The sequence below is a fragment of the Paenibacillus sp. FSL K6-2859 genome, assembly GCF_038008265.1.
Classification (GTDB): domain Bacteria; phylum Bacillota; class Bacilli; order Paenibacillales; family Paenibacillaceae; genus Paenibacillus_AQ; species Paenibacillus_AQ nitricinens.
In genome coordinates this window covers 3,480,630-3,495,166 of sequence record NZ_JBBOYU010000001.1, presented here as the reverse complement: position 1 = coordinate 3,495,166, position 14,537 = coordinate 3,480,630, and the positions used below count along the sequence as shown (strand labels likewise).

Sequence of the window (14,537 nt, the reverse complement as noted above, 5' to 3'; positions counted from 1 at the left end):
GCATACGCTTCTTAGATTTCAATTCATGAAAAACTGACTTCGGAAGCAATCATTGCACAAACGATGCATTAGCTGCGCCCTGTTTGATTCGTTCGATCTGGCCAAGATGTCTCTCCACATGTGCAGTGAAGCCGCGCACGATATCGGAAATTTTCACAGTCTCCCCCTTGAAATTAATTCCGCTTTTCTCCCAATCTTCTTCGCTAAGCCGTTCAAACAAAAGGCTGTTATAGTAAAGCAGGCTGCGGAACAGCTCCAAATTGTCGGAAGCATTGCCGCTGTTGGCGTACTGACCGCTGACCCAAGCATCCTGATTGAAGACCGGAAGCTGTGCAGTCGTAGCCGCTAAAATATCACGAATGCGGAACGAAACTACGATGCTGTGATCAGCCAGATGAGTCAATACCTCAGTCACACTCCAACTGGCGGGTTCTGCCTTCCATTTCAGCTGTTCCTCTGTTAACCCTGCGGTCGACTTTACCAATTGATGATACGTCTTTAGATAATCACTGATTTGAACTCTGCTCATTAAATCCCCTCCAATATAAGACTTGTTCGCGAATGATCCGGTGGTGCGTAACGAGATAACGAAAAAGGCAGGATGTTATGCGTTGTAGCTCCGCCGATCGCTAAGTCAGCCAGTATTTCACCCACAACACTAGAAAACTTAAAACCATGCCCCGAAAACCCTCCAGCTATCAGCACATTGGAATGAAGCGGATGGCAGTCTTTAATGAAATCTTCATCAGGCGTATGCTCATATTTACATGCAGAACCTTTTAGCAATCGACCAGCTGCACCAGGCATGTAAGACTCCAGTACCTTGCGGAGGTCACCCTCATCGCTGGCTTCACTGCCGAACGGGGCAAGCGGTGAACCCGGCTTCCATTCCAGCCCTGTATCGTGGCGGCCTATCTTTAGCCCAGCTCCATCAATGCTGGGAAATCCGTAATAGCCACCCTCCTCTGCTCCTAACGTAAAGCCAGGGAAATTACCAGCAGTAAAAGCAGGGGAGCTCTCAAACCAGCCCACAACTTTGCGGATTGCTTTAATCGGCAAATGTACAAAAGGTGCAAATTTGCCAAACCAAGCTCCTGCACTAAGAATAGCTGCCGCTCCGTGATAATCGCCATTTGTCGTATGAACCGAAACGCTGCCTTCGCGAGCGGTGACATTCACTACTGGAGAGTTCGTCAACAGTTCCGCACCATGTCCAAGGGCAAGCTGACGGTAGGCGGAAATACAGCGTTCGCTGTACAAATACCCGGCATCTGGTTCATACATTGCCGCGAATGATTCCGGTATGTTCAGTGCCGGCCAGCGCCGCCGGATCTCTTCGGCATCCAAATGCTGTACGTGCACCTTCCGTTTCTTCGCTTCTTCGAGACGACCGTTGAAGGAATACACTGTGCTATCTACGAGATTCAACACGCCTGAGCGGACAAGCAGTTCTGTTCCGCTCAACTGTTCCGCTTCTTTCCATAGTGTATCTGCCCGCAAAGCTAAATCAATGTAGGCGGGATCACCACTGTAGGCATGCCGGATCAGCCGGGATTCCCCGTGATGGCTGCCCTGTGTATGTGGAGGATCGAAGGCATCAACTAGCAGCGTCTTCACTCCACGCCTCGCAAGATTGTAACCAGCACTCAGGCCCATCGAGCCTGCGCCTACGATAATTACATCGTAACTTTTATGTTCAGCTATAATTCTGCACCTCCACCGGAATTGTAGTACTCAAGGGAACGTACAGCTGCATCCGCAAGGAAATGTGCTGCCACAGGAAGTGCCTGTTCATCCAGATTGAAGGCTGGATGATGCCATTCTTGGCTTCCTTCAGTACCTATAAAGACGAACAATCCCGGTACAACGCGCTGATAGAAGGCAAAATCCTCTCCGGCCAATGAAAGCTCTGGTTTGACCGTCCGGTAGCCAAGAGCTTCAGCCGACTCTATTCCTAACGCTGCTAAGGCGGCGTCGTTGATAACCGGAGGCGGCCCTTCGATCCAGCGGACAGTGGCTTTTGCTCCAAGAGCAGCTGCCACACCAGTCGCCACTTCCCGAAAGCGGTCAAGTACTTTGCTGCGCACCGTTTCATCAAAGGTACGGATTGTACCCTCAAGCACGGCTTTTTCGGGGATGATATTCCATGAATTTCCGCTGTGAATCTGCGTCACACTGACCACCGCACTTTGTAGGGGACTGACATTACGACTTACAATGGATTGAAATGCGGTCACGATATGCGAAGCAGCTACAATCGGGTCTATCCCCGCTTCTGGAACGGCAGCATGAGAACTGCCACCCTGCACTTCAATCACAAACCCGTCAGCCGCTGCCATTAGAGGGCCCGCCGTAATACCGATCGTTCCGACTGGCAGTTCCGGTTTGTTATGCAGCCCGATTACTGCCCGGACTTCTTCTAGCGCCCCGCTAGCAATGAGCCGCTGTGCCCCTTGCGCCTTCTCTTCGGCCGGTTGAAACAACAGGCGTACCGTTCCTGGTAACTGATCCTCGCGATGCTTCAATTGATAGGCGGCACCGATCAAGGCAGCTGTATGAAAATCATGTCCGCAGGCATGCATTTTGCCGGGATACAACGAAGCATAAGCTGCTCCGGGTTCCTCCTGGATTGGCAAGGCATCGATATCTGCGCGCAGCGCGATGACCGGACCGGGCTGCTTGCCCCCAATTTCTGCGATCACTCCGGTAGACAGACCGTAATCTATGATCCTGACTCCTGTCCGCTCCAGCAGGGAAATAATATATTTTGTTGTCTCATATTCTTCGTTGGACAGTTCCGGGTGCCGGTGCAGATGACGGCGTATCCCGATTAATTCTTCTCCAAGCGCTTCCGCACTCCGCTCTTTAGCTTTACTAGTCATATACAGTCACCCTCCATTAAACGATTTCCTGTGTGATCCTGATCCGCCGGCTCATGCCTCTGCCGGCACTTCAGCGATTGCTTCGCTCAGTAGCTCAAAGGAGCGATACCTTTTGTCAAAAGGCTGCACATTCGTAGTTATGATGAACTCCTCAATACCGGATGCCTCTGAAAGTGCCAACAGCTGTTCACGTACAGAGTTCTTTGTTCCTTTGGTAATCTCTGGTTCCAGCTCTTCAATCGTGTAGGCTTCATTGCTCTGGCGGGCAAACTCCTCCGCCTGTTCCCGGGTTCCAACGGTTAGCTTCTTCCCGCTTGCCAGCTGAATCCGAATCAACTTATGTGCGCCCGCCAGTTCTTTCGCTTCCTCTTCGGTCTCAGCCACCACTAGTGCTAAAGCGATAATTGCTTGCGGTTGTCTGCCCTGTGAAGAAACAAAACCGCTGCGGTAAGCACGAATAGCATCTAGCGCTACTGTCTTATCGCTATTAATAAATAGGGAGAACACATAAGGTAATCCAAGTTCAGCAGCAATCTCTGCACTGCCTGCACTCGCGCCAAGCACATACAGCTCAGGCGGAATACCAGGAAGGGGACCTGCCTTCAACCCAGCCAGCGGGTGGTTTTCTTCGAGCCGGTTATGCACATATTTCTCCAGCTCGATGATTTTGTCCGTTAGGCTAGGGGATTCGGTTCTTTCCTGCTGAAGCGCTTGTGTGCTGCGCGGGAGACCGCCGGGAGCGCGTCCCACTCCGAGATCCACTCGGGCAGGAGCAAGTGTAGCCAACACATTAAAGTTCTCCGCCACCTTGTACGGGCTGTAATGCTGGAGCATGATGCCACCGGAGCCAATGCGGATGCGCTCTGTTTTGGCCAACAGATGTGCGATGAGTACTTCTGGAGAAGAACCGGCCACCTGCTCGGAGTCATGATGCTCCGAAACCCAGAATCGACGGAATCCAAGCTCCTCGGACAGTTTTGCCAGCTTGATCGTATGCTGGAATGCTTCCTCTGGCGTTTCTCCCGGATAGATCGGACTTTGATCGAGTACGCTGATTGTAATAGCCATTGTTTTTCCTCCTATATGGAATAGTTAAATTCAGGTGTGATTCGCTTCAGGAACTGCTTCGTTCTTTCTTCGCGCGGATGATTAAACAGCTCTGTCGGCGTTCCTTCTTCAACAATGACGCCTCCGTCCATAAAAACTACATGATTCGCCACATCACGAGCAAACCCCATTTCATGGGTGACTACAATCATCGTGATGCCTTCCTTGGCAATTTTCCGGATAACAGCCAGCACCTCACCCACTAGCTCAGGGTCCAGCGCCGATGTGGGTTCGTCGAACAAGATAACCTCTGGCTCAAGCGCCAAGGCTCGGGCAATCCCTACGCGCTGCTGCTGACCCCCGGACAGCTGACTCGGGTAAGCGTCCAGCTTGCTGGCAAGACCTACCTTTTCAAGCAGTGCTATACTCCGCTTTCTCGCTTCGTCCTTCGGTAGCTTTTTGACAATTAACAGCCCTTCCATCACGTTCTCCAGCGCAGTTTTATGACGGAACAAATTGTACTGCTGAAATACCATTGCCGTTTTTTGCCTAAGCTGATGAATCTCCTTTTTTCGGGCGTGTTTGCAGTTCACTTTGAAATCGCCAATGGCGATCTCTCCGCTGCTTGGTCTCTCCAGATAATTCACGCAGCGTAAGAGAGTCGTTTTGCCTGAGCCACTGGGACCGAGAATGACGACAACCTCCCCCTTCGTCACTGTTAAATCTATATTGTTTAACACCTGATTACGACCGAATGACTTCGAAATTTGCGCAAGTTTAATCATGCTACTCCACCTCGATTGTAAAGATTAATCCTTTTCTCAATGACCGACGTCACGCGTTCGATCAGAAACGTTAGTGCCCAGAAGATCAGCGCTGCCGCCAGATATGCCTCAAAAAACTTCCAGTTCGTTGAAGCCACTATCTGTGCCTTAGCATTGATATCCACCACCGAAACCGTAAAAGCAAGGGTAGATCCGTGCAGCATACCGATAACTGAATTCGAAAGATTAGGCAGACTTGCCGCCAGCGCTTGAGGAAAAACAATCCGCTTTAGTGCTTGGGGCGTAGTCATACCGATAGAGTGGGCCGCTTCAAGCTGACCACGATCCACAGCGAGCAGACCGGAACGGACGACCTCGGACATATAAGCTCCAGCAGTAATCGAGAACGAAATATAAGCAAAACCGATCATCGGAATCGAAACCGACCTAAAGCTCCAGCCGAAATGAGCCGCCAGACCATCAATCAGCACAGGAAGCCCAAAATATATAAGCAGCAGATGCGTCAGCATCGGTGTCCCGCGGATGAATGTAACATAACCGACGGCCAGCGGATGCAGCAGTGGAACTCTGTAAAGCCGGATCAAGGCTACAGCCACTCCAATCACAAAACCAATCCATACAGAGACAACCGTAATATATAAGGTCGTAGGAATTGCACTCAGAATTTGTACCAGCGCAGTCCATATAAACGATGGGTCCAATTTCATAATCCGGTGCCTCCTTTGCCCGGTCCCAATTCTGCAATAATGCGTCGGTAGGACCAGCTTTTGTTAATTTTAAACAATTTTTTCTCAGGCGTATTTCGCTTTTCATGCCGTAGCAGATGGTGTTCTGCTACAAGCAGCAGCTTCTCAATCGTAAAGCTGATGACCAGATAGATAAGCGCAAGCGCGATATAGGTTTCAATAAAATGCTGTGTTAAGCTGCCAAGCGTCTGAGCTTTACCTGTCATTTCCATCACGCCGAGAGTAAAAGCTAATGACGTATCTTTCAGTAGTGCAATTACTAGATTGGAGAATACAGGAACTGCTATACCTAGCGCTTGGGGCAGCACGATTCGTGTAAAAGCTTGAAATCCCGTCATCCCCGCAGCATATGCAGCCTCCACTTGCCCCTTATCCACCGCTATCACAGAAGCCCTAATCATTTCGGACATGTAGGCTCCCGTATGCAGACCGTAGGTTAGAATCACAAAGACAAGTACTGGAGTTCGGGTCATATCCACATGGACCAGCTTCATGATTTCAGGCAGACCATAATAAAACAAGAAGAGCTGGATAAGAATCGGAGTTCCCCGAAAAAAAGAAATATAGATTTCGGAGAGGGTCTTTAACACAGGCACTTTATAAAGTCTTGGCAGAGCTACGAGAAAGCCGACAATAATTCCTGTCAGTAGAGAACAGGCGACAATCAGAAGCGTGGTGCTTAAAGTCCCTAGCAGCTTAGGCAAAAACGAAAATACAAAACTGATATCAAACTGTGCGCCCATATATTCCCTCCCTTCCCGTGCTCACCGGCTCAATCATTTAACCGAATCCGCTGTAACATCCGCACCCAGCCATTCCGTGCTCAGCTTACCCAGTGTTCCATCCGTCTTCAGCTCTTTAATCGCACTGTCAATCGCATCTGACAGCTTTTGTGAATCGGCATCATCCTTACGGAAAACATAGAGAATGTCCGCAGAGGACAGCTCGTCGCCCGTTGCTTTTAGCTGACTCTGCGGATCAATGATCGGGAGTACAAAATCTGCAGCCAGCGTAGCGTCCACACGCCCAGTACTAATCTGTGCGACGGTATCATTCGCTGCACCGTTCTGATACACGATATTAATCGCATTGTCATGCTCTTTATTGTAGTTCTCCAGAATTTGCGCTTGTGCGCTTGTCGCACCGACTAACACCTTTTTTCCTTTGAGATCATCCAGTGATTGGATTGAATCATTATCCTTCGCCACTACGATGCGGTTTCTCCAGTGGGCATAGGCTTCTTTGTTAAAAGAATATTTCAACTCCCGCTCCGGATTTTTCTCCATGACATGGGCAACCAGGTCGATTTTTTTAGTTTCCAGACTCAGCAGTAAATTGCTGAAATCCATGGTTTGAAACTCAAATTCATATTCAGGCAGCTGCTTATCGATTTCTTTGAGCAGTTCCACATCAAAGCCGGTAAGCTTGCCGTTCTCATCTATGAAGCAGACCTTCGGAAAAGCAGTACCCGTGCCTACGATGATCTTAGTTACCTTTGTCGAACCATTTGCCGTTGCCGAAGCTTCGGCTGCATTTCCATTCTGGCTGCTGTTCGTGCTGTTATTTCCGCAACCTGCTATCGCCAGTGTCAATAACGATGCAATTACTAATGAAATGGACTTTTTCATTGTTCTATCCCCTTTGAATGAATTGTGGTTTATTTATGAGTGTTTTTTTCATCAGATACATAATGCCGTCACCATTCTGCTGATCCAGTTCCAGAAACCGTTCATACCCCCGGCGTTCATACATTTGAACTAACCATGGGTGCTTCTTAGCCGTTGCCAGCGTGACCGCAGCCGAACCCAATTGTCCAGCAATAATGTGCTCTTCCACCCAATTCATAAGCTTTCCACCATAACCTCTGTTACTGTAATCCGGATGAGCAGCAAACCATTTAATAAAAGGCAGTGGGCTAATCTTCTTCATCTCTTCTTCTTTTGAAAGTGTTATCGTCGCAACTATCGTTCCATCAACTTCCAGCACATAACACTCATTCGTAGCAATATTGTCTTCAATAAGTGCCAAGTCAGCTGTAGCCGCCGGCCAATGCAGCCCGAGCTCGCGAATCAGCTCATACGCACGATATGTAACCTCTAGTAAATTCTCCGCATCTTTCAGTTCTGCCAATCTGTATGTCTCACTCATCGCAAGCCCTCCATCCTTCCAAAATTAAATTTATAATTCCTATAGAAATAGTCAACATTATATGCAATTAACTTTATCACTGCATGTGACCATGCGCTAATAGAGTTTTTTAATACATCTATACAATTAGTCGATCTCCTGTTTTACCAATACCGAGTTCAAGAAGAGTTTCTATGAATTCAGCGTTCTCCCCATTTAATGAAATCAGGCTGGTTCGTAAGGAGATGCCTTCCGTCTCCGCAATATCCACCCGTACTAACGTCCCTGCCGCTACTTCCTCTTGCACACTAAGTGCCGGAAGGAAACAGATGCCTGCTTTTTTCAACACCAGCTTCTTGGCTGTCTCCAGGTTATCCACCTGATATTCAATCTTCGGCGGCTGTTCCATGCTCTCAAATACACGATGCAGCCGCATCCAATCCAAAGACCCGCATTCAAAAAAGACCAACGTCTCCTGACGGATATCCTCCAGCGAAGCGCGTTGTACCTTAGCTAAGCGATGTCCCTCCTGTACATACAGAGAGATGGGATTTTCGCAGAAAGGAAAAGCTTGAATAGCCGGATTTACGACCTTACGGATAAAAGCCAGATCTAGCTCTTTCGATTTCAGCTTATCAATCAATACTTCTGTAGAAGCTGTCGTCAGCTTAATTGTGATATGCGGATACCTGCGCTTCAAATGAAGCATCAGATGCGGCATTAAATAATTGGAAACCGAAACAGTACTGCCGATCCTCAGTTCATTTGGAATATGCCCCTTGGCCTGCACCTGATATTTACCGTTCTGATAGATCTGAAGAATCTGCTGGGCATAGGGAAGAAATTGCTTTCCTTTATCCGTTAGGCTAATCTGCTTACCTAACCGATCAAACACTCTGCAATCCAATTCCCTTTCGAGCGATTGAATCCGTGCCGTAACTGTCGGCTGAGAGATATATAGGACTTCGGCCGCTTTATTGAAGCTTCCATAATGGTTGATGTAGACAAAAGCCTCAATATTTTCAATGTTCATCCCTAATCCCCCTAAACAAATATTAACTTTACTATTCCGATGTAAAAACAATGAAATATGACGATGCTTTCCTATAGATTTTGTTTATATCTTATTCACGTCCCCATTTTTTGTCAACTTAAATTCCGTGTAAATCAATCGGATTTCGAATCAAACGTTATGTTTATTTCATATAGAGCTTTTCTATTCATATATCAAAATTATAAAATACCCCTTATATAACTCGGAATTATCGTTTATAATGACTTCATTCTTATGAACTAATACATTGGACTGAAAGGGGATCCCGAGAATATGTCACAAAAGATTATTATCCGTGAAGCTGAGAATAAGGACCGCGATGCCATCGCTGAAGTGATACTGGACGCTTACCACCAATATTCCGAGATCATGCCCGAGCCGTTGTGGCTAGCTTACCAGAAATCACTTCTTGAATCTGTCCATGGCGATGCCCCGATCGTGCGGATCATCGCTGAAATCGACAAGAAAATCATTGGTAGCGCACTCTTGTTCAGCTCCTCGGAAACGGCATACGGTAAACCTGAGCTAGGCATTCACTCCCCTATCCTGCGCTTACTTGCCGTATCCCCATCCGTTCGCGGTCTCGGTGTTGCAACCCATCTAATTGATGAAGCTGCAAGGAGATCTCGCGAGTTGGGTGCCACCACTTTGAATCTGCATACCTCAGAAATGATGGCTTCAGCAATTAAGCTCTACTATCGCTTAGGCTTCAAACGGGCGTATGAGACCGATCTTATGAACGGCGAAACCCTGGTACAGGGTTTCCGGCTAGACCTACTGACTTCCGCCCGAACTACAGCAGGCTAATTATAAAATTCGGGTACAGATTAACCCGATGAATATAACGTATTCTTAAGCATTGTCTTGAAATTATAAAAAAGAAGCCTCGGGAAGCTTCCCAATGATCTTATGTGATCATTGCAGCGAGCTTCCGAGGCTCAATTAATTTCCTTTTTTATAGGTAATTTCTTTAAAACTCACAGTAATATTCCTTTCATTATCGGCATCGCTCATTTGATGATCTGGCGTAACGGTTGCGCTGGAGGGGATGGACGAAATGCTGGCCCCCCTCTGCTTCTTTTTTACATCATAGAGATAATAAGAAACATTCTTAACCTTCAGCCCTATAGTATCCTTGTACAAAAGTTCTACAGAATAGGACTTCATCACGGCTATATTAGCATCCATCCATCCTACAACTTCAACCGCTGCATCTTCATGGTCGCTTTCAGTCATAATAGTGCAGATGGGAAGCCCATCCTGATTATAAAAATTAATTATTTGTGGAGCTATTTTCAAATAATCGATATCGATGTCATGGATTCGGTTTTGGTTGACCTCTGCTGTATCCATCCAAGCAATCGTGCCCGCCGGGTTCCACTTTATTTTCTCAGAAGGTACATATCGCTCTTGTGGTAACGGTACAGTATGTAGCGAAGCTCCTTTATTATCGTAAAAGGTTAATTGCCCGCTCTCATCATCATGTACAAATCTCTTAAAGGTTGGTGAAAGAAATAGGGATGGCGCCCCAGTCGTCGAATGAGGGATTACGCGATATTTCAGAAGATGGACATCGTCCTGTCCTTTCTTCAGATCAAAGATCCATACATTACCGAGGTAACTCTGCATAAACAATTTTTGCTCATCAGCTTTCCATTGAAATTTATAAATGTAATCATAATCATCAGAAAGCGGCCAAAAGTCTTCCCGAAGACGTTCGATTTTTCCTGTAACAACATTGTATGAGGACAAATGATATTCCCCAGCTTCTTTCGTCAGATCCGATTCCAGAAATAATAGATGATCCCCGTCCAACGGGATTAGCATATTATAGTTGTTCATAAAGGCATTGTTCCAACGATTATTGGAATCGTTCAGCTCATCGCTCCATTTCACCTTCACCTCATCCGTAGCAGGATCATGGGCTAGCAAAGCATTGATTGCATTGTGATCTCCATAGAAAAAATGAATGGTGTGGTATGTGATTCCCTGCAGCTCAACTACTGCTCCACCGTTTAATATATAGTTATTTTCGGATATGCCAATTGGTTTAGCTACCAGATCTCCATTTGAGCTCCGTACTGCATTAAACTCCAGCCCCTTAAATGTTGAATCCATAAACGTAATTTTTTTTAACTTGGCAGTTGATTCCTTAGTAAGCGTGTAGCCTGTGCTCGTCTCATTCACATTCATTAACATGCCCTGCTCGCTTGATTCGTTAATCCATAAATGAAAGGCATATTTATTATTATCTGAAATTAGAACAATATCGTAGTTAGGCGTTGCGGTATTTAAATTCCCAGGTATTTGTACAGCGTTACGGATGGCTCGGACGAAAATTTCTATGGTTTCATGATCTATGTATTCTTCCTTTATGTTAGCATTCACAGAACCATGTGCTAGAGAGTCCGCTATTGTAATTCGCTTAATGTCCTCATCGATCTTTAGATTATCGGTTTCTGCTTGTTGATCATTTGATTGAAATAAGTGAAGCAATACTGCTTTTTCTGTTTCCGGCAACTTGTAATGCCCATTTTGTCCAGATTTGGTGATAAGACCATTATTCTCGCCAGAGATCCAGAATGAGAATTTTGCGTTTTCTTTATTCTTCATTTCAACAATGGCTTCATAATCAGGTGTAGCAATATCAAGCTTAGCGCTGTCATACTCAGCCGTATGTATAGCTTCATTGAATTGTTCTATTAAATTATTGTCCGTTATGGTCATCGATTCACCGCTGTCGTTCTGAATTGTTATGGAATGAACAGCGCTTAGATCGATCATTGTTTGATTCGCTTTATCCTTATTCCCTGTATTGATACATCCAACAATGATTACTGAAATGACTGCTAAAAGGGCTAGTAGATTTATCCTTTTCATATAGGCTCCCCCTTCGTATTCTCTCTTCTTTAACGTCAAATAGAGGATAAAGTTGCAAAAAGCCACCGTACAGGCCTGTTCTCCTGTAAGGCAGCTTCTCTTTTATCCCAAAGGCTGGATGAACTATTTAATCTTTATCACTACGTGTTCAGACCCGAAAGCCCTTTAAAAAATTCACAGCCTGGCGGATATCTTCCTCTGGATTAGTGCCAACTTCCCGTTCTATGGTCAGGAATCCTGTATAACCGATGTCGTTCAGCGCTTGCAGATAGTTGTTCCAGTCAACAGAGCCCGCTCCGAGCGGAACTTCACGAAAAGCTGTGCCGGTGTCGGCCATTTCAGCTATCTTCTCATGGTCTAATGCTGGTGCTTCATAACCATATTGACCGTAAACATCGCGCGGATCGATATCGGCAAGTTTGAGACCATCTTTAGCATGGGTGTGTACAATGTAGTCTTTTAGTGTATGAACACCTTGCACGGGATCATCACCAGTCACCATCACCATGTTGGCCGGATCAAAATTAACAGAAACCCCTTTGGAACCCAAACCGTCGAGGAACGTCTTCAGACGCGCAGCGGGTTCTGGCCCAGTCTCAATCGCAAAGTAAGAATTCATCTCATGCGCGTATCTGCTTAGTTCCTCACAGGCGATGTGCATGGTTTCATAAATTTTACTGTTGTTGTCAGAGGGAACAATACCGATGTGTGTAGTGACTATATCTGTACCTAGCTCCTTGGCCAGCTCCATAATGCGTTTGGACTTTTCGATTTTGGCATGGTTCTGTGCAGGGTCCTGAAAGCCATGTCCGCCTAAATCTCCAACAAGGGCAGAGATTTCGAGACCCAGTGAAGCGATGTATTCCTTCCATTCACGGCGTGCTGACGGAGATAGGTTAGCGGGATCAAATTCACCTTGCACCGCGTAAATCTGAACGCCATCAGCCCCTGCTTCTTTTGCCTTGCGCAAACCCTCTTTTACTCCGACCTGAAAACTGTCTACGATAACGCCGATTTTGTTAGTGATAATTGGTATAACCATTGTAATAATCCTCCTTTAAAATGAATTAGATTTGGTTCCAAACACGCTTAATGTATTCCAACCCAAGTCTCGTCCCCTTACGGCACTCTTCCATTCCCTCAAATTCTACAGAGATATATCCGTCGTAACCGCTTTCCTTAACGGTTCGAATGACACTCGGCATATCAATGTCTCCTTGACCAACGATGGCCCCCCTCAACCAGTTCCCACCAGTAGACTGGAACCAGCCTTCGCCAGGCTGGCGATCCTGCGGACGAATATAGAAATCTTTGAAATGTACCATCGAAGCAAGCTTAATATTGTTAGTCACAGCAATAAGCGGATTCTCATCGGCGCACAGGAAGTTACCAATGTCGAGTGTTGTACGGAAGTTATCTCTTCCTACTGCGTGAACCAACGCCTGTACACGATCGCTGTGCTGAATAAAGTAGCCATGATTCTCCACACTGGTCGTGATGCCCAAACCTGCGGCATAATCAGCAATTTCTCGACAGGCTTCAGCCAAATCTGGAAGCTCTTCCAAAAAGTGCGTAATTGATAGATCATTTGACGAGGCTACATCATGCCGCATCCGCTGAATGCCTAATGCCGCACAGACGTCTACTTCCCGCTTTACCCGCTCGACTTCCCGCTTTCTTTCCACTGCCTCCAGCCCGGAAAAATTCGCCCCGATAGCATAATTAGACAACTCTAGTCCACGACCTGCTGCCGTTCGTACAATCTGATCAATTAGCTCAGGATTCTCAACCAAATTGATGCCCAAGGGTACAATCTCCGCATGCTCCGCACCCAGATCGGCGATCGTCTCAATGACTCCTTCAAGCGTAAGCTCACCCGTTGAAAAAGCTGAATGCAAACTGTAGGTACTGATTCCTAGCTTCATAGTTTCACCTCTTCGCCTTTGGCAGCGGATTCATAGATCGCGCCGAGAATCTTCATGATTGTAACGCCGTCCTGCACAGGACTAATCGGTGTAGAGCCGTTGCTGATGTTGTTCGCAAAATGATTAATCTCATTCTGGAATGCACTGTTGAACTCAAACCCCTTATGATCGGTCTGCGGGTAGGTATTGACGATCGTATCCGACTGTTCTTTGACGATGACTATCTCAGGATCAATTTCAAACCCGCCCTTGTCACCGTACAGGCGCACCGAGCGCTCGTCTTCTTTGGCATGCAGTGTAAAGCTAACATCAACCATCAGCGAAGCTCCATTCTCAAAGCGAATTAGTGCATTTGCTAAATCTTCTACCGTATTGTTCGCTGCGTCGTAATCAGCGGCTTTATAGAAAGAAAGATTCTTGATATTAGAACGATTGCCGAGCTTACGGTAGGTATTGGCACTGACTGATACTGGATTCGGACGGCCCATCAAATACCAGCATAGATCGATCACATGGACGCCGATATCAATCAATGGACCGCCGCCGGAGCGTTCAATATCACTGAACCAGCCTCCGGGATTACCAAGTCTCCGGAACGTTGTTGCCTTCGCATAGTAGATTTCGCCGAATTCTCCTTGCTCCACCAATGTCTGAAGTAGCTGGGCATTAGAGTCATAACGCCGTACAAAGCCTACTTGCAAAATTTTGCCGCTCTTTTCCACTGCCTGCTGAACCAGAAGCGCTTCTTCTACCGTGCGGCAAAGCGGCTTTTCCACAAGTACATGCTTGCCTGCCTCAAGTGCCGCGATGCTGATCTCAGCATGAGAGTTGTTCCATGTGCAGATGCTGACGGCATCTATTTCGGAGTTAGCCAGCAATTCACGATAATCCGTGTATACGTTTTCCACGTTATACTCAGTAGCAACAGCTCGTGCACGCTCTTCATTCAGGTCACAAACCGCATATATGGTTGTCTGCGGATTATTCCGATAAGAACTTAAGTGCATGCCGGAGATAGAGCCGGTTCCTATTACGCCAATTTTGATCATATCCATTAATACTCTCTCCTTTATTTTGCATAGGTTATGATT

15 protein-coding genes are annotated in these 14,537 nt (G+C 46.6%); 1 reads left to right on the top strand and 14 read right to left on the bottom strand.

Translation table 11 applies throughout. The features are described 5' to 3' along the window. Positions 1-49 precede the first annotated feature (49 nt). The 10 genes from MHB64_RS15455 to MHB64_RS15410 all read right to left on the bottom strand — a co-directional run bounded on the left by MHB64_RS15455 (position 50) and on the right by MHB64_RS15410 (position 8,620). Positions 50-529 carry a DinB family protein gene (locus tag MHB64_RS15455; RefSeq protein ID WP_094869024.1) on the bottom strand — a complete coding sequence of 160 codons (480 nt, stop codon included), beginning with the start codon at positions 527-529 and terminating at the stop codon, positions 50-52. Beyond that, on the bottom strand, positions 529-1,704 hold the full coding sequence (solA, locus tag MHB64_RS15450) for an N-methyl-L-tryptophan oxidase (protein WP_341136085.1): 1,176 nt from the start codon (positions 1,702-1,704) through the stop codon (positions 529-531). Before solA ends, MHB64_RS15455 begins: the two co-directional genes overlap by 1 nt. Next, a complete protein-coding gene (locus MHB64_RS15445; protein WP_341134790.1) occupies positions 1,701-2,882 on the bottom strand; it encodes an amidohydrolase in 1,182 nt (393 codons plus the stop codon). Before MHB64_RS15445 ends, solA begins: the two co-directional genes overlap by 4 nt. Before the next feature lie 51 nt (positions 2,883-2,933). Continuing rightward, complete coding sequence (locus tag MHB64_RS15440; protein ID WP_341134789.1) at positions 2,934-3,950, bottom strand: LLM class flavin-dependent oxidoreductase; 1,017 nt, start codon at positions 3,948-3,950, stop codon at positions 2,934-2,936. Between the two features lie 11 nt (positions 3,951-3,961). After that, positions 3,962-4,714 carry an amino acid ABC transporter ATP-binding protein gene (locus MHB64_RS15435; protein ID WP_076286779.1) on the bottom strand — a complete coding sequence of 251 codons (753 nt, stop codon included), beginning with the start codon at positions 4,712-4,714 and terminating at the stop codon, positions 3,962-3,964. Beyond that, complete coding sequence (locus MHB64_RS15430) at positions 4,711-5,421, bottom strand: amino acid ABC transporter permease (protein WP_094869028.1); 711 nt, start codon at positions 5,419-5,421, stop codon at positions 4,711-4,713. Before MHB64_RS15430 ends, MHB64_RS15435 begins: the two co-directional genes overlap by 4 nt. Then, positions 5,418-6,203 carry an amino acid ABC transporter permease gene (locus MHB64_RS15425; RefSeq protein WP_341134788.1) on the bottom strand — a complete coding sequence of 262 codons (786 nt, stop codon included), beginning with the start codon at positions 6,201-6,203 and terminating at the stop codon, positions 5,418-5,420. The genes MHB64_RS15430 and MHB64_RS15425 overlap by 4 nt, the downstream gene beginning before the upstream one ends. Before the next feature lie 33 nt (positions 6,204-6,236). Further along, positions 6,237-7,088: a transporter substrate-binding domain-containing protein gene (locus tag MHB64_RS15420; protein WP_094869030.1), complete on the bottom strand. Its 852-nt coding sequence runs from the start codon at positions 7,086-7,088 to the stop codon at positions 6,237-6,239. Between the two features lie 4 nt (positions 7,089-7,092). Then, on the bottom strand, positions 7,093-7,608 hold the full coding sequence (locus MHB64_RS15415) for a GNAT family N-acetyltransferase (protein WP_094869031.1): 516 nt from the start codon (positions 7,606-7,608) through the stop codon (positions 7,093-7,095). Between the two features lie 118 nt (positions 7,609-7,726). Next, positions 7,727-8,620, bottom strand: coding sequence for a LysR family transcriptional regulator (locus MHB64_RS15410; protein ID WP_094869032.1), 894 nt, complete (start codon positions 8,618-8,620; stop codon positions 7,727-7,729). 294 nt (positions 8,621-8,914) lie between these two features. Between MHB64_RS15410 and MHB64_RS15405 the strand changes: the two genes are divergently transcribed. Continuing rightward, on the top strand, positions 8,915-9,448 hold the full coding sequence (locus MHB64_RS15405; protein WP_094869033.1) for a GNAT family N-acetyltransferase: 534 nt from the start codon (positions 8,915-8,917) through the stop codon (positions 9,446-9,448). 135 nt (positions 9,449-9,583) lie between these two features. On the opposite strand, the gene MHB64_RS15400 is transcribed toward MHB64_RS15405, so the two are convergent. From MHB64_RS15400 to MHB64_RS15385, 4 genes are all read right to left on the bottom strand, one after another. Next, a complete protein-coding gene (locus tag MHB64_RS15400) occupies positions 9,584-11,521 on the bottom strand; it encodes a hypothetical protein (RefSeq protein ID WP_341134787.1) in 1,938 nt (645 codons plus the stop codon). A 148-nt stretch (positions 11,522-11,669) separates the two neighbouring features. Next, complete coding sequence (locus MHB64_RS15395; protein ID WP_341134786.1) at positions 11,670-12,563, bottom strand: sugar phosphate isomerase/epimerase family protein; 894 nt, start codon at positions 12,561-12,563, stop codon at positions 11,670-11,672. Between the two features lie 25 nt (positions 12,564-12,588). Then, positions 12,589-13,446, bottom strand: coding sequence for a sugar phosphate isomerase/epimerase family protein (locus tag MHB64_RS15390; RefSeq protein ID WP_280786203.1), 858 nt, complete (start codon positions 13,444-13,446; stop codon positions 12,589-12,591). Further along, the gene (locus MHB64_RS15385) at positions 13,443-14,501 is read right to left on the bottom strand and encodes a Gfo/Idh/MocA family protein (RefSeq protein ID WP_094869037.1); all 1,059 of its coding nucleotides are present in this window, start codon (positions 14,499-14,501) and stop codon (positions 13,443-13,445) included. Before MHB64_RS15385 ends, MHB64_RS15390 begins: the two co-directional genes overlap by 4 nt. Positions 14,502-14,537 lie beyond the last annotated feature (36 nt).

Coding starts and splice junctions, on each gene's coding strand:
- MHB64_RS15425 (WP_341134788.1), bottom strand. CDS start 6,203: ATGGGCGCACAGTTTGATATCAGTTTTGTATTTTCGTTTTTGCCTAAG.
- MHB64_RS15440 (WP_341134789.1), bottom strand. CDS start 3,950: ATGGCTATTACAATCAGCGTACTCGATCAAAGTCCGATCTATCCGGGA.
- MHB64_RS15415 (WP_094869031.1), bottom strand. CDS start 7,608: ATGAGTGAGACATACAGATTGGCAGAACTGAAAGATGCGGAGAATTTA.
- MHB64_RS15430 (WP_094869028.1), bottom strand. CDS start 5,421: ATGAAATTGGACCCATCGTTTATATGGACTGCGCTGGTACAAATTCTG.
- MHB64_RS15395 (WP_341134786.1), bottom strand. CDS start 12,563: ATGGTTATACCAATTATCACTAACAAAATCGGCGTTATCGTAGACAGT.
- MHB64_RS15420 (WP_094869030.1), bottom strand. CDS start 7,088: ATGAAAAAGTCCATTTCATTAGTAATTGCATCGTTATTGACACTGGCG.
- MHB64_RS15390 (WP_280786203.1), bottom strand. CDS start 13,446: ATGAAGCTAGGAATCAGTACCTACAGTTTGCATTCAGCTTTTTCAACG.
- MHB64_RS15405 (WP_094869033.1), top strand. CDS start 8,915: ATGTCACAAAAGATTATTATCCGTGAAGCTGAGAATAAGGACCGCGAT.
- MHB64_RS15445 (WP_341134790.1), bottom strand. CDS start 2,882: ATGACTAGTAAAGCTAAAGAGCGGAGTGCGGAAGCGCTTGGAGAAGAA.
- MHB64_RS15410 (WP_094869032.1), bottom strand. CDS start 8,620: ATGAACATTGAAAATATTGAGGCTTTTGTCTACATCAACCATTATGGA.
- MHB64_RS15385 (WP_094869037.1), bottom strand. CDS start 14,501: ATGGATATGATCAAAATTGGCGTAATAGGAACCGGCTCTATCTCCGGC.
- MHB64_RS15455 (WP_094869024.1), bottom strand. CDS start 529: ATGAGCAGAGTTCAAATCAGTGATTATCTAAAGACGTATCATCAATTG.
- MHB64_RS15435 (WP_076286779.1), bottom strand. CDS start 4,714: ATGATTAAACTTGCGCAAATTTCGAAGTCATTCGGTCGTAATCAGGTG.
- MHB64_RS15400 (WP_341134787.1), bottom strand. CDS start 11,521: ATGAAAAGGATAAATCTACTAGCCCTTTTAGCAGTCATTTCAGTAATC.